This is a genomic window from Microbacterium sp. PAMC22086, assembly GCF_019443525.1.
Lineage (GTDB): Bacteria > Actinomycetota > Actinomycetes > Actinomycetales > Microbacteriaceae > Microbacterium > Microbacterium maritypicum.
Genome location: NZ_CP080380.1, coordinates 917,765 through 940,562, shown reverse-complemented (window position 1 = coordinate 940,562; position 22,798 = coordinate 917,765). Strand labels below are relative to the sequence as shown.

Below are 22,798 nucleotides of genomic sequence, written 5' to 3'. Positions count from 1 at the left end.
CTCAGAACGGGGCGACCTCGGGATCCTCGGTGAAGGTGACGGTGTTCTGGGGAGGCGGCCGGTCGATGTAGACCTTGCCGGTCGGGCTCGTCCAGGCGTAGAGGCCACAGCCCAGAGGCTCGACCGCCCACGGCGAATGGTGCTTGAGCACATGATGGCGTCGACACAGATGGCCGAGGTTCGACTCGGCGGTGGAGCCACCGAGCACGGCATCGCGATGATGATCGATGTCGCAATCGGTGGACGGATACCCGCAGGTGGGGAATCTGCAACGCTGATCCCTGGCGCGAAGATGTCGCCTCAGATCCGAACCCGGCCGATAGCGGTCGACCGCGAGGACCGTCCCGGTGATGGGGTGGGTGAGGATACGGTCCCATCCGGATGCCGCACCGGCGAACCGGCGGGCGGTCACGGGGTCGATCGGGGTGCGGCCGTTCAGCTCGGCCGGTGTCGCGTCGCCCGCGATCAGGGTCATGACGGGAACAGTGATCGACACCGTTCCGCGGATCGCCGCGAGGGAGCCCTCCGAGTCGCCATGCCCGACCGGGGCACCGGCGAGGAGCAGGTCGAGGGCGAGATCGGCGCGGAGCTGCGCGATGGTGCGCCGATCGGGCTCCGGGGACTCGGGCTCCTGGGACTCGGGCTCCTGGGACTCGGGCTCCTGCATCGCGTCGGCCATCTGCGTCAGGCGATCGAAGACACCGTGGACGAGCGCCGAGGGACCGAGCACCCCGAGCTGTGTCATCCCGTCGCCGACGTCTTTCACCCACACGGCTCTCTTCTCCCGCGCGTCGAGATGCCGCTCCTCGATCGACCGCGCCTGGAACCGCTCGGCCACCCGCCGAGCCATGCGGCCGACGCGGGCGGGAGACTCGGTCTCGGCGAAGACGATCATCTGCGTCGCGTAGGCATCGCGGCTCGCCGCATCGTCGAGATGCTCGCCCGCTTCGCACACGACGCGGGCGTGCGCCGCGCTGATACGACCGGCGCCCTGCGCTTCCCAGACCATCGGGAAGCGCTCTACGACCCACGCCGCATCCGCCATCCGCCGCTGCACCGTCCGATCGCTCACCCGCAGGGCTGCGGCGAACTCCGCGGCGACGGTGCGCGCAGACATCTCCCCCTGATCGGGATGCTCCGCCTGCTCAGCGACTTCGAGTGCGAGCCGCGAGCCCACGGCCAGGATGCCGTCGCGTGCGGCCTGCAGACTGCTGATCGTGCGCTCGACCTCGACGAGCATCTCGGTGAGCGCAGCGAGCGCAGCCACCTGCTCGAGAGTCGCATCCGCCAGTGCCGTCATACCTTCAGTGAACCAGGGGCCACCGACATTCAAAGGCCCAGATCAGGGCCTAAAAACAATATACCGGAATGTGCGCGCACCACGCACGGCGCACCGCCCACGCGGCCGAGCTCAGACCCCGCCGAGCGACCGCGCCCACAGCGCCCGATGTTCTCGCACGAATGCCAGCGCCTTCGCCCAGTGGTCGCCGTGGCCGTTCGCATACATCGACGCCCACGGCTCGTCGCCGGTCGCGTGCGCCCCTTCGAGCAGTGCGAGCATCGCCGCCGTCCGCTCCTCCATCGCCTGAGGCAGATCACGTCGCATGACGTCGTCCGCGCGGTATCCGTCGACGATGGCGGCGAGATCCCGAGCCGCACTCTCCGGATCGCGTTCACCGCCGGACAGCGCGAACGCCTGGGCCGCGTAGGCGAGGTCCCACAGGCGGGTGCTCGGGGCTGCGGCGTCCCAGTCGATGAAGACCCAGCGGTCGCCGGTGATGAGGTTCCAGGGGGCGAGGTCGTTGTGACAGACGAGCTCGGCGGCGGGCGCGGGGATCGCTGTCCGCCACACGGCATCGGCCTCCGGCGCATAGGGGGCGCTGGCGTCATGGATCTCGCGGATCATCGAACCGACTCGTCGCAGCTCGTCGGCGTCCAGTGGCATTCTCTCGATCGCCGGCGTGCCCGGCACGAATTCGATGACCTGCCGGCCCTGCTCATCCCGCCCTCGCAGCTCCGGCACATCGACGCCCGCTGCCCGCAATGCCCGCACGAAGCGGGTGACGCTCGGGGTCGCCTCCGACCACGACTTTCGCACCGTCTCGCCGAGCCGCACCACGGTGCCGCTCGCGTTCCCGCCCGCCAGTACCTCTTCGCTCATCCGTCGACGCTAGCGCGCCGAGGCCTCCACCTCCCGACGCGATACTTGACTCTGACACAGTGGCAGACGGGAGAACTGAGACATGTTGTCCATCGGAGCGTTCGCGCAGATCGGCCAGGTGACCCACCGGATGCTCCGGCATTGGGACACGGCCGGCCTGCTCGAGCCCGCCCACGTGGACGAGTTCACCGGATACCGCTCCTACGATCCCTCGCAGCTGGAACGGCTGCACCGGATCGTCGCCCTGCGCCAGCTGGGTTTCGGTCTCGATGACGTCTCGGCGATCCTCGAACGCGGCGTCGATGCCGAACGCATCGCCGCCCTGCTGAGGATCCGTCGCACAGAAGTCGAGCAGGAGCATCGGATCGCCGCGGAGAGACTCGTCGACGTGGAGAGGCGCCTCCACCTCATCGAGAGAGAGAAGCACATGTCCCAGATCGAGATCATCGACAAGCCCCTCCCCGCCGTGCGCCTCGCTGCCATCCGCACGGTCGTGGCCGACCAGCCGGCCGTCGCCGGAGTGGTCGGGCCCGCCTTCGACGCCGTGGCCGAGATCATCGGCGACACGCACTCCCTGGCCACCCCGATCGCTCAGTACGAGACTCTCGACGACGGGCTGCAGGTCATCGCGGGCTACACGTACAGCGGCCCCGCGCGCGAGGGCTTCGAGATCGTCGAGCTGCCCGCGGCGACGGAGGCCGTGTGCGGCATCCATCTCGGATCGATGGAGCACATCGCCGAGAGCTGGCACGCGATCCACACCGAGATCTTCGCGCGGGGCCTGGTGCACGACGGCCCGTGTCGCGAGCTGTATGTGCGCGCGGTCTCCGAGGACCAGTCCGATTGGGTCACCGAGCTGCAGCAGCCCGTCCGTCGCAGCTGAGCGCACCGAGCCCTTCGCGCTCAGGCGGCGCTCTCGACGGTCGGCGCTGGCGAGAGGAGCCGTCGCGCGGCGCCGCGCGCGAGCATCAGGACGACGATCAGCAGGGTCACCAGGAAGAACCCGCCGAGTTGGACGGCATCTCCGAACACGACGTCCACCAGCTCCAGCACGAGGGGGATCCTAGCGAGCACGGGTCCCTGGCCTCGGGCGCCCGAGACACCGTCGAACCGACCGAGACAGCCTCGAACAGTGGCAAAATGAGAGTAAGGCCAGCCTTAGCGGCCGCCCGGCGGTGTCGCCCCGGCAGACGCCGCGCGATGGATCCGCCCCTTTCTCGGAAGGACCGTGCGGATGACATCACCGATGGCGGACCTGAACGAGCGTGCCGACTACGACGTGCTCATCGTGGGCGGCGGACCGGCCGGTCTCTCCGCCGCCCTCAACCTCGGCCGCGCGCTCGCACGCGTGCTGGTGATCGACGCCGATCGTCCGCGCAATGCGGCGACGCTGCGATCGCACGGGTTCCTGACCCGCGACGGCATCCCGCCGCACGAACTGCGGCGCCTCGCCAGAGAAGAGCTCGCGGCCTATCCGAACGTGGAGGTGCGATCGCGGACGCGCGTCACCGCCCTCCGCCAGACGAGCGGAGACGGTGCGGGACCGCACGGCGATCGACGCGTGTTCGCGGCGGACATCGGCCGCCGGGATGCCGAGACCACCGTCACGGCCAGGGCGGTGCTGCTGGCCACCGGGCTGCGTGAGACGCTCCCCGATGTCCCGAACCTGCGCGGGTATTACGGCATGAGCCTGTTCAGCTGCGCCACCTGCGATGCGTGGGAGCTGCAGGGCCGCCGCCTCGCCCTGATCGGTGAGACGCCCGACATCGCCGACCGCGCGCGACTCATCGGACGCTGGACCGAGAGCCTCACCGTGTTCACGCACGGGGCGGACGTCGTGACCGCGGACGAGGAGGCGGAGCTCGCCGCCTCCGGCATCGACGTGCGTCGCGAGACGATCGTCGAGCTCGTGGGTGAGCGCGGAAGTCTCGACGCCATCCGTTTGGCCGACGGCACATCAGTCGCGGTCGACGGCGGTTTCGTGCGCCCCGAGTGGGAGAACGCGCTGACGTTCCTCGACGGGATCGCGCCCACGCTTGATCACGCCGGGCATCTGCGCACGGACCGCTCGGGTCGCACCGATGTGCCGGGGCTCTACGCCGCCGGCGACGCCGCGACACCCGGTCCGCAGCAGCTCATCGTCGCGGCGGGTGCCGGCGCTCGGGTCGCGACGGTCATCGTGCACGACTCGATCGGGGTCGTCAGCGCCCACTGATCAGTCGGCCCGAGTGGAACCGTGGACCGGAGACGATGACGGTCCGGGACTAGGCTGACCGGCATGACGCGCACCTCCTTCTCGATCCCCCTGCGCCTGGCCAGCACCGCGATCGCCGCTGTGGCCGTGCTGTCACTGAGCGGATGCCTGTACGCGCAGATACCGGTGGGGTCGCCCACCGACGTCCCCTCGTCGAGTCCGGAGACCGATGCGCCGAGCGACGAGTCATCCGGCTCGACCCTGACCTTCACCGAAGGCCTCGATCTCGCGAGCGACACTTACATCGAATGGGGCGACGGGCTCGTGGTCGACGAGGGCTGGAAGATCGTCTCGCCCGACGAGGGCTGGAAGATCGTCTCGCCCGACGACGGCAACGGCGGCTGGACGTACGGCACGGTCGACGGCACCTGTACTGCGCGGTTCTGGCAGGGGTACACGACAGACGTTCCCGTGGTCGCCGGAGACGACAGCGCCTCGTCCGACGCGATCCTCGGTGTGCTGCTGCAGACTCCGACCAGCGAGGTCACCCCGCTCGCCACTACCGGCGAGTTCAGCTACATGGCGGGCGGCAGCGGAGGCGTCGAGACGCGCCAGGTCGTCGGCGTGGACGGCAGCCGCACCTGGCTCATGGCCGCGCGTGCCTTCACGCAGACCGGAGTGGGCCTGTCGGTGGTCGTGGACTGCACCGCCGCGGATGCGGAGGCGACGCTGGCTGCGATCAACGAGGAGAACGCGGTCGTCGTCACGCCCTGAACCCGGCGCAGGGATCAGACCCCGCCGGGCGTCACTTGCCGCCGGGAGGACCCACCAGCAGCAGGATGACGTACAGCGCGACGATGCCGACGACCAGTAGCAGCGCGAGAACCCACGGCCGCTGCAGAAACCACCGCATCAGCCGGTCGTACCAGCGGCGATCGCGCGGGTCGTCGGTCGCCTCGAGACGCCAGGCCCCGGTGAGCCGCCCGGTGCGGTGCAGCCAGATCTCGGTCGGGATCGTCGCGTACGGGATGACGGCGCTGGCGACGGCGAGAACACCCACACCGACATGCCAGCGCTGGTTCAGCGCGACCAGGATCGCCGTCGCCGCGTAGCTCAGGAAGATGAACCCGTGGATGCCTCCGCCCACGGTCACCACGACTCCGGGGGCGCCGACGGCGCGGGCGATGATCGCGGCGATCAGGATCGTCCAGGTGATCGCCTCCGCGATCGCGAGAACTCGGAACAGTCGGTCGGGGGTGCGGAACACGGTACTCCTCGGGTGGTGTCCCTCCACCGTATCCGGCGGTCACCCCCTTCGAATCAACCGAATGGTTGAGTCCGCCAGCACGACGCGACCCGTTTCGCACATCGACGGGGCCGACGGCGGAATAGCACGCCGCGCGACGACGTTGCCGAAGGCATGGTGACAGTGGATGCGGACGCGCTCTCGAACGTGCTCGGTGCGGTCGACCTGCGCGTCGGCATCGGCCGTCGCACCTCGGTAGCTGCGGGAACGCTGCTGCCGATCCCCGCCGACTCCATCACCCTGGTCTACATCGCCGAGGGCGCTGTGCAGGGGCATCCTCCGCTCGGAGACGGCTGCCGCCTCGACGTCGATCCCGACTCGCAGCGACTCAGGGTCGACACGAAGGCCCGCCATGACCTGCTCGTGGCGGGCGACGCGTTCCTGACCCTCGGCCGTTCGCCGTTCGTGCTCGAAGCGCGGGACGACACGAGCCTGATGATCGCCGACATCGAGCTCGCCGATGCGGCCTCGCCGCTGCCCGCCCTGCTGCCGCCGTTCCTCACCGTCACCGGGTTCGACGCCTGCTGTCGGTCATCCGCGCCTGGGCTGCGAACGGCTGTGCCCCGACGGGCTGGCCCTCGCTGTCGAACGACCCGTTCCTCGACCGCGTCGTCGACGCCATCCGCGAGGAACCGGGCCGGGACTGGACGGTGGAGCGCCTCGCCAGCATCGGCGCCATGTCGCGCTCGACCTTCGCCGAACGGTTCCGCAGCACCGTCGGCCGCTCCCCCGCCGACTACGTCACTGAGGTGCGCGTCGACGCGGCCAAGCGGATGCTCGAGGCTGGGCGAAGCGTCTCGGACGTCTCCCGCGAGCTGGGCTACACCTCCGACGAGGGGTTCAGCCGGGCCTTCCGCCGCCGCACCGGGCAGACCCCCTCGTCGTGGCGTCTGGCGAACCGCACGCCGATCTCGGCCTGAGGATCTCGGCCCGAGGATCTCTGCCTTTCAGGCCCTGCTGCTGACGCGGTTGGACGCGCCGAACAGCACCGCGCCGGCGAGCAGCGCGATCGACCCGATCACGTAGACCAGCTCGACGTTCAGGGTGTCCACGAGCAGTCCGCCGATGCCGGCCGCGAGGGTGATCGCCCCCTGGAACCCCACGACGACGAGACTGCCGCCGGCTTCGAGCCGATCCGGCATCCGGTGTCCGACCCACGTGTTCGCCACGATCAGCCAGGACGAGAAGAAGAAGCCCCACACCAGCACGACGATGCCGACACCCACGATCGACCCGGAGAACAGGATCATCGACATCACGGACACGGCGATCACGAGCGGCGCGAACACCGCGAAGAAGGCGAACGTGCGGTCGGCCGGCACCGACGGCAGCGCGAACCGCAGCACCACCGCGAGCACGACCATCAGCACGCCCGCGATGGCGAAGACCATCCGCCAGTCCACGAGTTCGCTCAGCATGACGCCTAGCGGCACGCCGGCCACGGTCGCCAGCGACACTCCCGCCGAGGTGAACATGACACCGCGTCCGAGATTCTCCGGTCCCGCCAGGCGCGCAGCGACCGTGATCGACATCGCCCAGAAGGCGCTGATGGCGGCACCCAGCAGGAACCGCGCCAGCAGCACGATGATCAGGTTCGGCGCGATCGCCACGATCAGGTTCGACACGGCGGCTGCGAGCGCCATCCACACCAGCAGCGACCGACAGCGACTCGGGCAGTCTCGGGCCGCCGTCGCCGCGCGGCTGCGCACGATGCTCGCCGACCGTACGGTGCGGGTCGTCGCCGCCGTCGACCCAGTCTTCCTGGGTCAGCACGTGCTCGCCCACGTCTCCATCCGCACCGACGGCTCAGTCGAGCTCGTGGCAGAGCACCTGCGCGACATGAGCGAGACCGTGCTGGTGTCGGCCGTCGGCGGGGCGCACGACGTGGTCACCGAGGTGCGCGTGGGCTCGATGTCGGAGCTGCACGACCTGCTGGCCCTGATCCGTGCGATCGACGGCGTGCTCGACATCAGCACGATCATCTACTCGACCGTGATCAAGGGCTTCTTCGTCTCGGAGTACCACGGCGGTGTCACCCTCGACACGATCGATGAGGCGCTGATCGAACAGCTGCAGGCCGACGGACGCAAGAGCTTCCGCGCACTGGGCGAGGAGGTGCGCCTGTCGCCCTCGGCCGTCGCGACCAGGGTGCAGCGGCTGATCGACGCCGGGGTGATCAAGATCAGCGCGGTCGAGGCGCGCGGGCTCGCCCACCGGCAGCTGTCGATGGGGGTGGGCATGACGCTCGGCGACGACGACAAGGCCGTGATCGACGAACTGCGAAGGGGGCGCGGTGTGGACTTCGCCGCCCGCACGCTCGGCCGGTTCGACGCCGTGGCCACATTGGTCGAGCCCTCGGCGGGGGCGCTGTACGCCAGCCTCGAGCGGCTGCGCGCACTGCCGGAGGTGACGCGCATCGAGGCCTGGCTGCACCTCGCCGTGTTGAAGGAGGACTACGCGCGCACGCTACGGCCGCTGCGCACGGACTGAGGTTCAGGACGCGAGCGGTGCGAGGAAGGCGCGACGGACGGCGGCGATGTCGGCGTCTTCACGCGATGGATGCACGCGGTTGACGAGCAGCACACCGAAGCCGCCGGAACCGGTGTGGACGGCGAAGCATGTGCCCGTGAATCCGGTATGCCCCACCGCGTCGATGCCGGACATCCACGACTCGTCCCGTACCCGCAACCCGATCGCCTGGCCGTAACCGGCATCGGCACGCACTGTCGGCACGCGGAGTGCGCGCGTGGAGTCCGTGGACAGCACGCGCTCCCGCGGCCCCTGCCCGTCCTCACGGATCATCCGCGCCAATGCGGCGACGTCGTGCACCGACCCGAACAGCCCGGCGTGACCCGCCGGGCGTTCGAGCGCGTGCGCCAGCTCGTCATGCACGTCTCCGCGCACCGGACCGCGGTGCGGCTGATCCTCCGTCGCCACGGCCTCGCGCGGATCGGGCGACGATGTCAGCGACCCCGCGCCGATGGCCGTCGCCACCTCCGCCCACAGCTCGGCGAGGGGTCTCCCCGCGACGCGCTCCAGGTACTCCCCTGCGGCGATGTACCCGACGTCGGAGTAGAGGTGACCACCACCGGGTTCATATCCGAGCGGACGCTGCAGGACCCGCGCGCGTAACTCATCGCCGCGGATCCCGTCCCGCCACTCGCGTCCCTCGGCCGGCAGCCCTGAGCTGTGCGTGAGGAGGTGGCGGAGGGTGATGCGTCCAGCGCCCTCACCCGAACCGGCATCCAGGACCGGCGCGACGGGCGCGTCGAGGTCGACCCTGCCCTGGTCGACGAGCCGCAGTGCGGCGACCGCGGTGAAGACCTTCGTGAGCGACGCGAGATCGAACAGGTGCCGCTCGTTCAGAGGCGTCCGCTCGTCGTGGGCCGGGGTGCCGAGGATCAGCAGCTCGTCGACTCCCCGCCCCGGCGTCGTGCGAAGGGAGGCCCACGCCGACCCCGGCGCCCCGTTCACCACGGCCGCTCTCCCGTCACTTGCTCATGCCGGAGGTGAGTCCGTTGATGATCTGCTTGGTCGCGAGCAGGAACAGCACGATGAGCGGGATCGTCGCGATCGTGAGCCCGGCGAACAGCTGCGGCCAGTCGGTGGAGTACTCGCCGAAGAAGCGGGTGAGTCCGACGGGAAGGGTGTATGAGTCCCGGTCGCGCAGCAGGATCAGCGGGTAGAAGAAGTCGTTCCACACCGGCACGAAACGGAAGACGATCACGGTCGCGAGCGCCGGACGCACGAGCGGCAGCAGGATCTGCACGAAGGTGCGGAACGGACCGGCGCCGTCGATGCGCGCGGCCTCTTCGAGTTCGATCGGCAACGCGCGGAAGAAGACCGTCAGCACGAACGTCGTGAACGGAATGCCGAGGGCTCCGTAGACGAGGATCAGGCTGAACACGTTGCTCGTCATCTTGAGCGAGTCGAGCAGGTAGAACAGCGGCAGGATCGCCAGGTGCACCGGCAGCATGAGCCCGGACAGGAAGACCGCCTCGATGCCACGGAAGAACTTCGCCCGAGCCCTCGCGAACGCGTACGCGGCGAGCACCGAGACGACGGTCGTGACGATGACCGAGCCGACGGTGACGGTGATCGAGTTGAGGAAGTAGGTGTCGAACGACGCGGTGATCCACGCGCTCTGGAAGCTCGTGAACGTCGGCGGGACCGGGAGTCCGAGCGGCTCGGTCGCGATCTGCTGCTGTGTGCGCAACGAGTTGTTGACCATCAGCAGCAGCGGGCCGATGGCGACGAGCGCGTAGCCCCAGAGGAACACGTTCGCGAACAACCGCCCGATGAACGGGGCATCGGCGGTGCGGCTGGAGCGGCGGCGTGGGGCGGAGGAACGACCGGAGACGATCGCTTCGGTGGTGGGCTCCGGACGGGTGTCGAGGGCAGTGCTCATCAGAACAGCTTTCGTTCAGCGCGACGCATCGTCGAGGTGATCACGACCGAGATCACCATGATGAAGATGAACAGGACGGTCGCGAGCGCGGAGGAGACGCCGATCGAGTTCGGGTTCCCCGATTCGAAGGCGGTCCGGTAGAAGAGGAGCATCATGACGTCGGTCGACCCGGCGGGCGCCCCGTTCGAGCCGGCGAGCGCGAATGGAATGGCCATCGCCTCCATGCTGCCGATGAAGGTGAGCACCGTGATGATGCCGATCGTGGGCGTGAGCATGGGCAGCGTGATGTAGCGGAAACGCTTCGCCGCGGTCGCCCCGTCGAGCGAGGCGGCCTCTTCGATCTCCTCCGGGATCCCGCCGAGGGCGGCGCCGTACAGCAGGATCGGGAAGCCGATCCACTGCCAGGCACTCACGAGCACGATCACCCAGATCGCGAGCTGCGGGTCGCCGAGCCAGGGAAGGGCGAGGCTCTCGAGGCCTACACCGCGGAGGATCGCGTTCACCGGGCCGAACAGCGGCGAGAGCATGAGCGACCACAGGTAGCCGATGACCATGGGGCTCACCAGGTAGGGCAGCGCGAAGATCGTCTGGAAGAAGCGCTTGGTGCGCTTGCGGCGGTGCAGCAGGGTGGCGATACCGAGGCCGAGCGAGTTCTGGAAGACCAGCGCACCCGCGAACAGCAGCAGGTTGTGGCCGAACGCGTTCCACAGCTCGGAGGCGTAGGGCTCCTTCGTGAGGAGGGTGATGTAGTTCGCGACCCCTGCGAAACCGCCCTGCTTCGTGCCCTGCCAGTCGAAGAACGAATAGCTGAGCGCAGCGAGCATCGGATAGAGGATGAGCACGGCGAACAGCACGGCGGCCGGCAGCACGAACAGGGTGGCCGTCGGGGTGGACAGGGCGATGCCTGCGCGTGTGCGTCGCTTCGTGCCCTCGCGCTTCGCGGGGTCGCGCCGGACGGGGATGGTCAGTGCCATGGTGTGTCTTTCGCTCCGCGAGGGGGCGCCGGATCGACGCCCCCTCGTGTTCGGATCAGGAACCAGGGGTGAACCAGGTGGAGACCCCGGACTGCAGGTCGGCGCCGAGCTGCTCCGGCGTCTTGTCGCCGAGGAACATCGCCTGGATGTCCGGGCCCAGGACCGCGGTTCCGGTCGGGTCGCCGTAGCGGAAGTCGACGAGCAGCAGGTACGGCGCCGGGTTGGCGGTGTACTGCTCGTTCATCTCCTGCATGAGCGGGTCGGAGTACTTCACTCCGGGGAGGGCGGAGAACTGGTCCACCTCATCGGCGACGAGCTGACCGAATTCCGAGGTCGTCATCCAGTTCAGCAGCTCTGCCGCCGCCTCCTGGTTCTCGCTAGAGGCGTTGATGCCGAAGCTGCCGTCGGCGTAGCCCGGGGTGACCGCATGGTCCAGAGCGCTGCCGGGGGCCGGGGGCACCTCGTACACGCCCCATTCCGTGTCGGGCGCGGAGTTCTGGAACGTCGGCAGATCGAACGATCCACCGGGCCACTGGGCCGCCTGCCCCGAGGTGAACTGCAGCACGGCGTCGGCGACGGCGATCGCGTTGACGTTCTTGTCGAGGTACTTCTGCATGTCCTTGACGATCTGCAGCGACGACACGTACGTCGGGTCGGTGAAGTCGATGTCGCCGGCGAGCACCTTCTCCTCGAACTCGGATCCGCCGTAGTTCGCCGAGCCCATGATGTCGTGGAACATCGGCAGCACCCAGTCCTCGCGGGCACCGAGTGCCATCGGGGTCACGCCCTCTTTCAGCAAGGTCTCCTGCAGGTCGATGAACTCGTCCCAGTCGGTGGGCTCCTCGAGACCCATCTCGTCGAACATGGTCTTGTTGTAGAACATCTGCATCGTCTGGTACGCGAACGGGACGCCATAGGTCTTCCCGTCGTCCTTGCCCTGAGCTGCCCGCAGCACGGTCGGATCGAACTGATCGAGTCCGTCGACGATGTCGTCGATCGGCACGATCTGCTCCGACTGGATCGCCGGCTGGATGCCGCCGTACGCGCGGAGCATGGCGATGTCCGGTCCATCGCTCCCCTCGAGACCGGTCGCCAGGATCTGGTTGTACTCGGTCGGCTGGAAGCCTTCGAACTGGATCGTGACCCCGGGGTGGGACTCTTCGTACTTGTCGAAGACGGCCTCCCACTTGGGCGAGGAGGAAGCCTGCCACGACCAGATCGTGAGCGTGACATCGCTCTCGGCTTCACCGCTGGACGCGGCGGGGGCACAGCCCGCGACAGCGAGCCCAGCGACGAGAATGCCTGCTGTGGATGCGAGGCGGACGGGGCGGTTTCGCATGATGTTCCTCTCGGACGGTGGCAGCTGCCTGGCACGTCGTGGGCTGCCGTTACTTCGGGGGGAACGCCCTTCGAAGTGCCCTCGGTGCTGAGGACACGTCGCGTGACGTCGATGTCATGCGGCATTCCCGTGGTTGGGGAGATGCCGACATGCCCACTTTGGGCAATCTCTTACAGAAATGCAAGCAAATCTGAAAATTTCTTCCGAAGTGGGTTTCGGCCTGACATCATGGGCACGTGCCGAACAGTGTCGTGACAGCCATCCATCAGCGTCTCTCCGAGTTGACCCCGACCGAGCGCCGTATCGCCGAGTACGTCCTCGCCGAGCCCCAGGCCGTCGTGGAGAGCTCCATCACCCGGTTGGCCGAGGAGTGCGAGGTCTCCGTCGCCAGCGTCGCCCGCTTCACCCGCAGCGTCGGCTTCGGGGGTTACCCGGACATGCGATTGGCGCTCGCGACCGAGCTCAGCCGCAGCGCCTCCGACCAGGAGAGGTTCCAGGTGTCTGCGGGCGATGTCAGCCGCTACGACGACGTCGCGACGACCGTGCGCAAGATCGCCTTCGCGGAGGCCGCCGCGATCGAACGCACCGCCCGCCAGATCGATCTCGACGAGCTCGAACGCTGCGTGGCCGAGGTCCGAGACGCGCGACGCATCGACATCTACGGCGCCGCCTCCAGCGGACTCGCCGCGCAGGACCTGGAGCAGAAGCTGCACCGCGCAGGGCTCGTCGCCCAGGCCCGCACCGACCACCATCTCGCGCTGACGGGCGCCGCGCTGCTGGACGGGCGGGATGTGGCGATCGCCATCTCCCATTCCGGACGCACGCTCGAGATCGTGCAGGCGGCGCAGGTCGCGGGGAGAGCCGGGGCGACCACGATCGCCATCACGAACAACCCGAAGTCGCCTCTGGCCAGAGCGTGCGACCTGGTGCTCGTCACCGCGGTGTCGGAGTCGACCTTCCGCTCCGGCGCGATGGCGAGCCGCATCGCGCAGCTCGCCATCCTCGACTTCCTGTACACCCGCATCGCGCAGGCGGACTACGACACGATCTCGACGAACCTGCAGCGCACCCTCGACGCCGTCACCACTCACAGAATCGACTGACCATGCACCTCGGCATCGACCGTCTCCTCCGGCACGACCTGCCTGCGCGCCTCCTCAAGACGCTGCGCGGCGCCCGGATCGGGATGCTCACCAATGACCTGGCTCTCACGTCCCACCTCACGCGCGGGAGGGCCTCCTTCGCGGCCGAGGGATGGTCGCTGGATCTGCTCTTCGGCCCCGAGCACGGGATGGACGGACGCGCGCGGGAGGGCGACCTCATCGGCGATGCACTCGATCGCGTCACCGGCGTCCCTGTGCGCAGTCTCTACGGAGACGCCGTGCGCCCCTCCCCAGAGGACCTCGCCGGTCTCGACATCGTCCTGGTGGACCTTCCCGACGTCGGCGCCCGCTTCTACACATACGTCTGGACCTTGAGCCACATGCTCGAGGCCTGTGCGGAGGCGGGGGTCGCCGTGCTCGTCCTCGACCGCCCGAATCCCCTGGGCGGACTCTTCGAACAGGCCGAGGGCCCGATGCTCGATGAGGCGGCGCAGTCGCTCGTCGGACGCTGGTCGATGCCGATCCGCCACGGACTGACCATCGGCGAACTCGCCCGTCATTGGGTACGCACGCGGAGCATCGACGTCGCACTCGATGTCGTCGGGGTCGACGGCTGGCGACGCGAGGACACCGCGATCGGTCGCGAGGAGCTGCGCTGGATGCCACCGTCACCGAACCTGCCGAGCGCGGCGACGGCCCTGCTCTATCCCGGGACGTGTCTCGCGGAGGGCGTCAACGTCTCCGAAGGACGGAGCACCGCCGTGCCCTTCCGTGTGATCGGGGCACCGTTCATCGACGCGGAGGACTTTGCGCAGGCCATCACCGCCCTCGAGCTCCCCGGGGTCTCCGCCTCCCCCTATGGCTTCACTCCTCTCGTCCGCGACCATGCGGGCGAGCAGTGCGAGGGCGTGATCCTGCACGTGACCGATGCCACGGCGATACGCCCCGTCCACACCGGAGTGCGCCTCCTATCGCTGCTGGCCGAGCTGTACCCCGATTCCCTCTCCGAGAGGTCACTGGTCCCGATGCCGGGAGAGTCGGACTGGACGCCACTGGAGAAGCTCTTCGGCGTGCGCGGCGCGTTTCGTCAGATCGCCGATGGTCGCTGGAACGACTCGACGACGCTCGCGGTACCGGATTGGCCCGCGGCCGTCGACGCGGATCTGCTCTACGCCTGAGCACCGACGCCCGGGACGACGTCCCGCGTCGGCGACGCCCTCACTGCCTGCGTCAAGGGGATGGAAGATGCGGCAGGACACGGGCAGACTGCCCGCATGAGCAGCGAGGAGTCGGCGGCGGCGGATGCCGGGCCGGAGCGCACGGCTGACGGGCACCACTTCGTCGTGAACGGGCGGCGCTGGCGTGCGACCGACCCGTCGATCCCCGACGCCCTGCGCCAGGAGCTGGTGGACGAGCTCATGGCCGCGCGCCGAGCGGTGAAGACCTCGGATGAGGATGCCCGTCGCCGGGTGCACGACGTCAAGACGGCGCTCGGCGAGCGCGGAGCCCCGTGGTGGGAAGACCCGCAGCCGGAAGCCGCGGACGGTCGTATCGCCGCCACCATCCGAACCCTCACCCGTAAGCGCTCGGAGTCGTCGATCTGTCCGAGCGATGTGGCCCGCGCCATCGGCGGGGAGTCCTGGCGTTCACGGATGCCCGACGTCCGACGCGTGGCCGCGGCCCTGGCGGAGAGCGGAGAGATCGTCGTGACGCAGAAGGGGGAGGCCGTCCGGATCGACGAGGCCCGCGGGCCGGTCCGCATCCGCCGCGGACCGGCCCTCTGACGAGCCCCACGACCACGACGTTTCCGCGCCGCACCGCGCGGCGCGCCGTCACCGGGCGTTCACCCGGCACCGCCAGACTTCGAGAATGAGCGAAACCGAGGGGCACGGCGCCGTGCCCGAGCCCGTGGCGACTGCCAACAGCGGTGCCGTCGCCGTCGTCGGCCTGGACCTGCGCGGCGAGACGCCCGCCCCGAAGAAGCAGGTCTACTCGTGGGCGCTGTGGGACTGGGCGACGCAGCCGTTCAACACCGTCATCCTCACGTTCGTGTTCACGGCGCTCTACCTCGTCGGCGAGGGCTTCCTCCCGCCAGAGGTCGCGTCGCTCGATGTGGACGATCCGGTCCGGCTCGCCGCGGAAGCAGACCTCGCTTCCGGGCTCGGTCTGGGCTCGACGATCGCGGCCTTCGGCATCCTGCTGCTCGCGCCCGTCCTCGGCCAACGCGCGGACGCGGCGGGACGTCAGAAGCTCTGGCTCGGGATCGGCACCGGCGCGCTGATCCTGTGCATGCTCGGCCTCTGGTTCGTCGAGCCGATGCCGAGCCTGTTCTGGCTGGGTGTCGCCCTGATCTCGGCCGCGACGGTGTTCCAGGAGATCGCGGCGGTGAACTCCAACGCGATGCTCATCGGCATCGCGAACCCGAAGAACGTCGGTCGCATCTCCGGCCTCGGCTGGGGCTTCGGCTACCTCGGCGGCATCATCGCGCTGGTGATCGTGGTCGTGCTCGACACTTTCGACTGGTTCGGCATGTCGACCGACAACGGACTGGCCTACCGGCTGATCGCCGTCGGATGCGCCGTCTGGGCGATCGTCTTCAGCATCCCCATCTTCCTGAACGTGCCGGAGCCGTCGCTGGGCCGTCCGGAGCGCAAGGTCGGCTTCTTCGCCTCGTACCCGCTGCTGGTGAAGGACGTCGCAGGTCTCTACCGCAACGAGGAGACGCGGCCCACCTTCTGGTACCTGCTCGCGAGCGCGGTCTTCCGCGACGGGCTGGGAGGCGTCTTCGCGTTCGGCGCCATCATCGGCACCGCCGTGTTCAAGTTCGGCGCGCAGGACATCATCATCTTCGGCATCGCCGCGAACCTGATCGCCGGCGTCTCGACCATCGCCGCCGGCCGACTGGACGACCGGCTCGGACCGAAGCGGATCATCCTCGCCTCGATCGGGTCGATGATCGTCGCCGGTCTCGCCGTGTTCTTCCTCCGCGACGCCGGTGTGATGGTGTTCTGGGTGGGCGGTCTGATCCTGTGCGCCTTCGTGGGCCCCGCCCAGGCGGCCGCCCGTTCCTTCCTCGCCAGAGTGACGCCGGCCGGACGCGAGGGCGAGATCTTCGGCCTCTACGCCACGACCGGGCGAGCCGCGAGCTGGATGGCATCCGGCGCCTGGACCGTGCTGATCGTGCTGACGAGCCAGACGGCCTACGGAATCCTGGGCATCGTGGTCGTGCTGATCGCCGGCTTCCTGCTGCTGCTCCCGGTCAAGGCGCCGCGCTGAAAGAATCCTGCGGAAGCCGTGAGCCACGGCGGGAGTAGTCTGACCGCGTGACTGTGATCCTCGCCTTCCTCGCCAACATCCTCGTCGCCATCGCGAAGACCGTCGCCGCGATCATCACCTCGTCGGCGTCGATGGTGGCCGAGGCGGCACACTCGTGGGCGGATGCGGGAAACGAGGTGTTCCTCCTCATCGCCGACCGCCGCGGGGCGAAGGCCAAAGATGCGCGGCATCCGCTCGGCTACGGTCGCAACGCTTTCGTGTGGTCGCTGATCGCCGCGTTCGGGATCTTCACCGCCGGGTCGATCGTGTCGATCATGCACGGCATCCAGGAGCTGTCCGACACCGGTCCTGTCGAGAGCCCGACCGTGGCGTACATCGTGCTGGGTGTCTCGTTCGTGCTCGAGGGCGCATCGTTCACGCAGGCGATGGTGAAATCCCGCCGCCTCGCGAAGGAGCGCGGCTCGTCGACCTGGGACTTCGTGCTGGAGACGAGCGACACCACACTGCGCGCCGTGTTCTTCGAAGACTCCGCCGCACTCATCGGACTCGTGCTCGCCGGCGGCGCGATCCTCCTCCACCAGATCACGGGCGTCGCCGCCTGGGATGCCATCGGCTCGATCCTCGTCGGCATTCTGCTCGGGGTGGTGGCGATCATCCTGATCCGGCGGAACATCGCCTTCCTCGTGGGCGCCACCGCCGCACCGGAACTGCGCGCGCGGGTGGGGAACGCCCTGCTGGGCCTGCCGCAGATCGAGCGGGTCACCTACCTGCACATCGAGTACGTCGGCCCGAACCGTCTCTTCATCGTGGCGGAGGTCGATCTCGCCGGCGACGCGCGCGAGCACGACGTGGCACGGCAGCTGCGTGACCTGGAGCAACGGATCGAGCAGCACGACGCGGTCGAGACCGCTGTGCTGTCCCTCTCGGTCGACGACGAGCCGTCGGTGGGATTCGCGTCGGCCTGAGATGGTGTCGCCAGCGCGGCCATACGCGATGCGGCGGCGCAGGGCGTGGGAGAATCATGGCTGTGCGCCCGACGTATCCTCCGCGCCTGAGCCTCCTCGCCGTGACCGCTGCTCTGCTGCTCGCGGGCTGCTCCTCCGCTCCCGCCGACCAGAGCGCCGCACCGGCCGACGACGCCGGCGCACCGACGGCGGCACCTGCGGACTCGGCGGACACCGTCATCACCTGCGCGGACATCGAGCCGCTCGCCGCGCCGATCACCGCGGGGTTCGCGTTCTCGCCCGACGACTCCTCGGAAGACGCCTCCGGCACGACCTGCGTGTGGATCAACGACGCGGTGGCCTCCGCGTCCACCGCTCTCGAGGACTACGCCTCGCTCGCAGTGGGCATCGATGAGACGACCTGGAGCATGGACGAGCTGAGCACGCTCTCGGGAGCGATCGACGATTCGCGCGCTGCGGCTCTCGACGGACGAGTGCTGCTGCTGGGCGACGGCGACACTCTCGGCGAGGTGGGTTCGGTCCAGCTGCTCTCCCCCCGCGGCACGGTGACGATCGTGGCCACCGGCATGCTGCTCTCTGCATCGGCGGACACGGCGATCCCGGTCGACTCCGTGATCGACGTCGCCGCCGACGTCGCAGCCCTCCGCCCGAACGACTCCCATCCGCCGTCAGATGCGGCGAGGTCCTGACCCGACGGCGGAGGCGGATCGGGAGTCGGACGTAGGCTTGATGAGTGGCGGATTCGCGGGGAAGGGTGTGGACCGGCGTTCTGCGCGTCGAGCCGCACCGCGGCGACCACCGGGTGGCGTTGCGCGCCGCGGTCAGCGTGGCCGTCCCCCTTCTCGTGCTCTGGGCGCTGGGGCGGCTCGACCTCAGCATCTACGCCAGCTTCGGAGCCTTCGCCGCCCTCTACGGGCGGCACGACGTGTTCCGCGACCGCATCCGCATGCAGGCGAGCGCCGGTGGCGTGATCCTCGCCTCAATGCTCGTCGGCACGGCGCTGTCGGTCCTCGCCGCCCCGGCCGCGGTCAGCATCCTCGTGGTCGCGGTCATCGCGTCGGCCGTCACCCTGCTCGCCTACACGATGCGGTGGCACCCGCCGGGACCGCTGTTCCCGGTGTTCGCGGTCGGAGCCTGCGCGACGATCCCCGCCACCGCCGCCTCCTTCGGGGACGTGCTGCTGGTCGGCGGACCGAGCGTGGTGTTCGGCCTGGCCATCACCGCGCTCATCGGCATCCTCACCCGCAGCACCGACGACGTGCCGCCGAAGACCTTGCAGCCGGTCGGCCCGATCGCGGGCGAGATGGCCGCGTCGGTCGGCGTCGCCATCCTGGGCGCGGGCTTCGCCGGGCTGCTGATCATGGACTCGCACTGGTACTGGGCTGCCGTCGGCGCGGTGGCCGCCGTGAGCGGACCTCAGCTCAACGCCCGCGTGATCCGTGGCATCCAGCGCCTCGTCGGCACGCTGCTCGGAGTGCTCGTCGCCGCCGGGATCCTCGCCATCGACCTGCCCCCACTCGCCGTGATCGCGCTCGTGGTCGCGCTGCAGGCCGCCGCCGAGCTGTTCGTCGGCCGCAACTACGGCATCGCGATGATCTTCATCACCCCGCTCGCGCTGCTCATGGTGCACCTGGCCGCGCCCACACCCGTCGACATGCTGCTGCAGGACCGCGCGATCGAGACCGTGATCGGGGTGGCCGTCGGCACAATCGTCGCCGTCGCCTCGGCGGCCCTCCGGCGCAGGCAGACTCCGCGGCGCGCCTGACCTCCTCGGTCAGTGAAGAGTCAGGAACGTAGCGCGAACGCGAGCGACGTCGCCGCGTCTGCGCCGGCGAACGGGAAGGTCGTGGTGTTCAGCAGGTAGACGCCGACGACGATCGCGGCGACGAACAGCAGGAACAGGAACGCGAAGATCACGATGGTGAGCACGCGGTAGCCTCCCGATGTCGGCACCTCCGGTGCGACGGACGGCAGCGCCCAGTCGTCGGCCACCGCGGCGGGCGGCTCCCCCTCGAGGATGGCCGGCGTGGGACGGGCTCGGTCGGCGCGACGGGTCGCGGGTGGAGGCGGCGGTATCACCACGTCGGCGGACGGGATGTCGGACGACGGCGGGGTCAGCAGACCCTCCGGGATCGGGATCTCCGGCGGAGGCGGCGGGATCACGACGTCGGCGGGCGGGATCAGCGACTCGTCCGGAAGATCGAGCCCCTCCGGCAGATCGGCGCCCTCCGTCAGACCGGGGCCCTCCAGAGATGGCTTCTCCTCCGGGATGGCTGGCTCGTCCGGCTGCGTACCGCTGGCGTCGGTCATCTCAGCCTCCGACTGCTCCGATGTCGGTGGTGCCGACATCCGTTCGATGGAAGCTCTGGAACGACCGCGAGGCCGTCGGTCCGCGCTGCCCCTGGTACCGGTTGCCATAGGGGCCGGAGCCATACGGGTTCTCGGCGGGAGACGTGAGCCGGAAGAAGCACAGCTGCCCGATCTTCATCCCCGGCCACAGCTTGATGGGCAGGGTCGCGACGTTCGCCAGTTCGAGCGTGACGTGCCCCGTGAAGCCGGGATCGATGAAACCCGCGGTCGAGTGCGTGATGAGTCCGAGGCGTCCGAGCGACGACTTGCCCTCGAGACGCGCCGCGATGTCGTCGGACAGCGTGACCTGCTCGAACGTGGCACCGAGTGCGAACTCCCCGGGGTGCAGAATGAAGGGCTCGTCGGGGTCGACCTCGATCAGGCGCGTGAGCTCGGGCTGGTCGACCGAGGGATCGATGAACGGGTACTTGTGGTTGTCGAACAACCGGAAGTACCGGTCCAGGCGCACGTCGATGCTCGACGGCTGGATCATCCCGTCTTCGCGAGGCTCGAGGCCGATGCGGCCGGATGCGAGTTCTGCCTTGATGTCGCGGTCGCTGAGAAGCACGGCACCAGCCTAGTTGTCGCGAGCGGGAACTTGTCCGGCCGATCAAGATCCGCTAGATTGTGTTGACGTCGACATGTTAACGTCAACACAATCTGAATGGACAACGATGTCTGCAAGAACAGCGACCACATCCCGGCGCGCACTCGCCGTGGCCGCGGTGCTCGCCGCGACCGCTAGCGGTCTCGCCGCCTTCCCGCAGGCGGCCACGGCTGCCGAATCCGATGTCACCCTGACCCCCAATCCCGCCTATGCGGGCGCCCCCCTTCAAGGGGTGGGGTTCGAGTCTGGTGTGGATGGCGAACGCGACCGGCTCGTACCCGGCAGAGCTGAGCGATGAGCTCATCGACAAGGTCTTCGGCGACGAGGGCCTGAACCTCAACATCGCGCGCTACAACATCGGCGGCGGCAACGCGACCGATGTGCCCGACTACCTGCGCCCCGGCGGAGCGGTCCCAGGGTGGTGGAACCCGGATGCTCCGCTCACCGACGACGGCGCGATCACGTCGAACTTCGCCGAGAGCTTCCGCCTGGTGGGCGCAGAGCAACTCCTGGAACTCGCAGCCCAGCTCGGTGATCCCGGTCGATCGCGAGCACGGCAAGTACATCTACATGGGCGACCGATGGAACGGCGGCGGCGACCTCAAGAACGCGCAGATGGTGTGGCTGCCGATCAACATGGGCGAAGGCGGCGACTCGCTGGCGGTCGAGGTGCACGACGAGTGGACGCTCGACCAGCTCGACCAGTGGTCGGCGTGGGATGTCTCGGCCGTGCCCGAGACGGTGCAGGTCGGGGGCGCACTCGACACACCGGTGGTCAACGTCACCCAGAACGGCGTGATGACCGAGCAGCCCGTGACCTGGAGCATCGCCGGCTCGTTCGACGCACCGGGGATCGTCACCGCGACGGGCACCCTTCCCGAGTTCGGCGGACGCACGTTCACCCGCACGATCGCGGTCGTTCCCGAGGGGCTGCGCTACGCGGTCAACGCGGGTGGACAGCAGACCGCGGACTGGTTGGCCCTGCGGGACGCCGCCGAGGACGAGGGCGACCTGCTCAACAGCCGTGCCGATCAGGCGCATGCCGAGGATGCCGCGAGCGGCGCATCGTGGGGATACGTCAGCGAGGGCAGCAAGAGCGCGGGCACCGTCGACGCAACGATGTTCTCGACCATGCGATACGCGGTCGACGGTCGCGACATCGCCTACCGGTTCGGCGACCTCGAGCCCGGTCGGTACAGCGTGCATGTCGGCTACGCGGACCCCTGGGACCAGTGGGACGACCGCGGCGCGAAGGTGAGTGTGAACGGCACCGTCGTCGAGCAGGACCACGATTACGGCGCGGCCGACGAGGTGCGCAGCTACGGCGACATCGCCGTGGGCGACGAGGGCCAGATCGAACTCGTGCTGCAGCCGACTCGCGACGCCGACGTGCAGGTGAGCTGGATCATGGTGACGCTCGACGAGGCCACGACGCCGGAGCCCGCGCAGGTCACGCTCTCCGCGGATGCCATCACGGCCGGTGACCGGATCACCGTCGACGTCGCCGGACTGGAGCCCGATGAGGTGGCGTCGTTCGCGCTGCACTCCGACCCGATCGACATGGGAACCGTCACGGCGGATGGATCCGGAGCCGGGACGCTGTCCTGGCGCGTGCCGACCGATGTGGCCGCAGGACAGCACCACGTCGTGATGACGCGCGCCGACGGCACCGAGGTGCGGGCTCCCCTGACGGTGCGGGCCGCACCGGGCATGGGACCAGGCACCGGACCGGGTTCGGGTTCGGGTTCGGGTTCGGGTTCGATGGCTGCCGGTGGCGGCGGGCTGGCAACGACCGGTCTGAACGCGACGGCGCTCACCGCGATGCTCACCCTTGCCGCACTGCTACTGGCGGGCGGCGGACTAGCCTTCGCCGGACGACGGCATTCGCGACGCTGATCAGTTGAGACCGCGGAGGGGCCGCCCGCTCGACAGCGGCGGTCCCTCCGCGTTCGCCAGACATCCTCGACGCTTTTGCCATACGGCGGTCGCCGGGTAGGCTGGCCATCACCTGTCCTTCCGGGCAGGTTCGGGACTGTAGTTCAATGGCAGAACTTCTGCTTCCCAAGCAGATAGCGCGGGTTCGATTCCCGTCAGTCCCTCCAGATGTGCTTTCCCG

At 69.0% G+C, this 22,798-nt stretch carries 26 protein-coding genes and 1 tRNA gene; 15 read left to right on the top strand and 12 right to left on the bottom strand.

Annotated features, from left to right (window positions below):
• Position 1: 1 nt before the first annotated feature.
• Together KY497_RS04650 and KY497_RS04645 are read right to left on the bottom strand one after the other, a co-directional pair.
• The gene (locus KY497_RS04650) at positions 2–1,300 is read right to left on the bottom strand and encodes an HNH endonuclease signature motif containing protein (protein WP_219869939.1); all 1,299 of its coding nucleotides are present in this window, start codon (positions 1,298–1,300) and stop codon (positions 2–4) included.
• Between the two features lie 111 nt (positions 1,301–1,411).
• A complete protein-coding gene (locus KY497_RS04645) occupies positions 1,412–2,161 on the bottom strand; it encodes a phosphotransferase (protein WP_219869938.1) in 750 nt (249 codons plus the stop codon).
• 82 nt (positions 2,162–2,243) lie between these two features.
• On the opposite strand from KY497_RS04645, the gene KY497_RS04640 reads away from it, so the two are divergent.
• Complete coding sequence (locus tag KY497_RS04640) at positions 2,244–3,044, top strand: MerR family transcriptional regulator (RefSeq protein ID WP_219869937.1); 801 nt, start codon at positions 2,244–2,246, stop codon at positions 3,042–3,044.
• Between the two features lie 20 nt (positions 3,045–3,064).
• On the opposite strand, the gene KY497_RS04635 is transcribed toward KY497_RS04640, so the two are convergent.
• Entirely contained in the window at positions 3,065–3,214 is a 150-nt protein-coding gene (locus KY497_RS04635) for a hypothetical protein (RefSeq protein WP_167497429.1), read from the bottom strand.
• A gap of 181 nt (positions 3,215–3,395) precedes the next feature.
• Here KY497_RS04635 and KY497_RS04630 point away from each other — a divergent pair, with 181 nt between their 5' ends.
• Both KY497_RS04630 and KY497_RS04625 read left to right on the top strand, forming a co-directional pair.
• Positions 3,396–4,376: an NAD(P)/FAD-dependent oxidoreductase gene (locus KY497_RS04630; RefSeq protein ID WP_258185895.1), complete on the top strand. Its 981-nt coding sequence runs from the start codon at positions 3,396–3,398 to the stop codon at positions 4,374–4,376.
• A 63-nt stretch (positions 4,377–4,439) separates the two neighbouring features.
• A complete protein-coding gene (locus KY497_RS04625) occupies positions 4,440–5,129 on the top strand; it encodes a hypothetical protein (protein WP_219869936.1) in 690 nt (229 codons plus the stop codon).
• A 31-nt stretch (positions 5,130–5,160) separates the two neighbouring features.
• On the opposite strand, the gene KY497_RS04620 is transcribed toward KY497_RS04625, so the two are convergent.
• Both KY497_RS04620 and KY497_RS16605 read right to left on the bottom strand, forming a co-directional pair.
• Positions 5,161–5,622: a DUF3817 domain-containing protein gene (locus KY497_RS04620; protein ID WP_017829660.1), complete on the bottom strand. Its 462-nt coding sequence runs from the start codon at positions 5,620–5,622 to the stop codon at positions 5,161–5,163.
• A gap of 39 nt (positions 5,623–5,661) precedes the next feature.
• On the bottom strand, positions 5,662–6,015 hold the full coding sequence (locus KY497_RS16605) for a hypothetical protein (RefSeq protein ID WP_258185893.1): 354 nt from the start codon (positions 6,013–6,015) through the stop codon (positions 5,662–5,664).
• 323 nt (positions 6,016–6,338) lie between these two features.
• Between KY497_RS16605 and KY497_RS16600 the strand changes: the two genes are divergently transcribed.
• Positions 6,339–6,581 (top strand): helix-turn-helix domain-containing protein, encoded by a 243-nt coding sequence (locus KY497_RS16600; RefSeq protein WP_258185892.1) that lies wholly within the window; start codon positions 6,339–6,341, stop codon positions 6,579–6,581.
• Positions 6,582–6,608: 27 nt separating this feature from the next.
• On the opposite strand, the gene KY497_RS04610 is transcribed toward KY497_RS16600, so the two are convergent.
• Positions 6,609–7,286, bottom strand: a complete 678-nt coding sequence (locus KY497_RS04610) for an MFS transporter (protein ID WP_258185891.1) — start codon at positions 7,284–7,286, stop codon at positions 6,609–6,611.
• Here KY497_RS04610 and KY497_RS04605 point away from each other — a divergent pair.
• Positions 7,246–8,151 (top strand): Lrp/AsnC family transcriptional regulator, encoded by a 906-nt coding sequence (locus KY497_RS04605; RefSeq protein ID WP_219869935.1) that lies wholly within the window; start codon positions 7,246–7,248, stop codon positions 8,149–8,151. The genes KY497_RS04610 and KY497_RS04605 overlap by 41 nt on opposite strands.
• Before the next feature lie 3 nt (positions 8,152–8,154).
• Here the strand turns inward: KY497_RS04605 and KY497_RS04600 are convergent, their stop codons facing one another.
• Genes KY497_RS04600 through KY497_RS04585 form a run of 4 tightly spaced genes read right to left on the bottom strand, consistent with a single transcriptional unit; the run spans position 8,155 to position 12,382 of the window.
• A complete protein-coding gene (locus KY497_RS04600; protein ID WP_219869934.1) occupies positions 8,155–9,138 on the bottom strand; it encodes a serine hydrolase in 984 nt (327 codons plus the stop codon).
• 13 nt (positions 9,139–9,151) lie between these two features.
• A complete protein-coding gene (locus KY497_RS04595; RefSeq protein ID WP_017829671.1) occupies positions 9,152–10,069 on the bottom strand; it encodes a carbohydrate ABC transporter permease in 918 nt (305 codons plus the stop codon).
• On the bottom strand, positions 10,069–11,043 hold the full coding sequence (locus KY497_RS04590; RefSeq protein ID WP_055866355.1) for a carbohydrate ABC transporter permease: 975 nt from the start codon (positions 11,041–11,043) through the stop codon (positions 10,069–10,071). The genes KY497_RS04595 and KY497_RS04590 overlap by 1 nt, the downstream gene beginning before the upstream one ends.
• Before the next feature lie 55 nt (positions 11,044–11,098).
• A complete protein-coding gene (locus KY497_RS04585; protein WP_055866357.1) occupies positions 11,099–12,382 on the bottom strand; it encodes an ABC transporter substrate-binding protein in 1,284 nt (427 codons plus the stop codon).
• A 236-nt stretch (positions 12,383–12,618) separates the two neighbouring features.
• Between KY497_RS04585 and KY497_RS04580 the strand changes: the two genes are divergently transcribed.
• The 7 genes from KY497_RS04580 (at position 12,619) to KY497_RS04550 (ending at position 19,491) form a co-directional block, all read left to right on the top strand.
• Positions 12,619–13,485, top strand: a complete 867-nt coding sequence (locus KY497_RS04580) for a MurR/RpiR family transcriptional regulator (protein WP_219869933.1) — start codon at positions 12,619–12,621, stop codon at positions 13,483–13,485.
• Between the two features lie 2 nt (positions 13,486–13,487).
• Positions 13,488–14,663, top strand: coding sequence for an exo-beta-N-acetylmuramidase NamZ domain-containing protein (locus tag KY497_RS04575; protein WP_141386950.1), 1,176 nt, complete (start codon positions 13,488–13,490; stop codon positions 14,661–14,663).
• Between the two features lie 96 nt (positions 14,664–14,759).
• Positions 14,760–15,269: a DUF3253 domain-containing protein gene (locus KY497_RS04570; RefSeq protein WP_219869932.1), complete on the top strand. Its 510-nt coding sequence runs from the start codon at positions 14,760–14,762 to the stop codon at positions 15,267–15,269.
• Between the two features lie 85 nt (positions 15,270–15,354).
• Entirely contained in the window at positions 15,355–16,761 is a 1,407-nt protein-coding gene (locus tag KY497_RS04565) for an MFS transporter (RefSeq protein ID WP_141386948.1), read from the top strand.
• 47 nt (positions 16,762–16,808) lie between these two features.
• Positions 16,809–17,726, top strand: coding sequence for a cation diffusion facilitator family transporter (locus tag KY497_RS04560; RefSeq protein ID WP_141386947.1), 918 nt, complete (start codon positions 16,809–16,811; stop codon positions 17,724–17,726).
• Positions 17,727–17,782: 56 nt separating this feature from the next.
• Positions 17,783–18,415 (top strand): hypothetical protein, encoded by a 633-nt coding sequence (locus KY497_RS04555; RefSeq protein WP_219869931.1) that lies wholly within the window; start codon positions 17,783–17,785, stop codon positions 18,413–18,415.
• 44 nt (positions 18,416–18,459) lie between these two features.
• Positions 18,460–19,491, top strand: coding sequence for an FUSC family protein (locus KY497_RS04550; RefSeq protein WP_219869930.1), 1,032 nt, complete (start codon positions 18,460–18,462; stop codon positions 19,489–19,491).
• Between the two features lie 20 nt (positions 19,492–19,511).
• Here the strand turns inward: KY497_RS04550 and KY497_RS04545 are convergent, their stop codons facing one another.
• Both KY497_RS04545 and dcd read right to left on the bottom strand, forming a co-directional pair.
• On the bottom strand, positions 19,512–20,036 hold the full coding sequence (locus KY497_RS04545) for a hypothetical protein (protein ID WP_219869929.1): 525 nt from the start codon (positions 20,034–20,036) through the stop codon (positions 19,512–19,514).
• A gap of 1 nt (position 20,037) precedes the next feature.
• A complete protein-coding gene (dcd, locus tag KY497_RS04540; protein ID WP_219869928.1) occupies positions 20,038–20,643 on the bottom strand; it encodes a dCTP deaminase in 606 nt (201 codons plus the stop codon).
• A gap of 106 nt (positions 20,644–20,749) precedes the next feature.
• On the opposite strand from dcd, the gene KY497_RS04535 reads away from it, so the two are divergent.
• The 3 genes from KY497_RS04535 to KY497_RS04525 all read left to right on the top strand — a co-directional run bounded on the left by KY497_RS04535 (position 20,750) and on the right by KY497_RS04525 (position 22,784).
• Positions 20,750–20,980 (top strand): hypothetical protein, encoded by a 231-nt coding sequence (locus KY497_RS04535; RefSeq protein ID WP_219869927.1) that lies wholly within the window; start codon positions 20,750–20,752, stop codon positions 20,978–20,980.
• Between the two features lie 233 nt (positions 20,981–21,213).
• Entirely contained in the window at positions 21,214–22,578 is a 1,365-nt protein-coding gene (locus tag KY497_RS04530; RefSeq protein WP_219869926.1) for a hypothetical protein, read from the top strand.
• Positions 22,579–22,710: 132 nt separating this feature from the next.
• Positions 22,711–22,784: transfer RNA gene (locus tag KY497_RS04525), tRNA-Gly, on the top strand.
• Positions 22,785–22,798 lie beyond the last annotated feature (14 nt).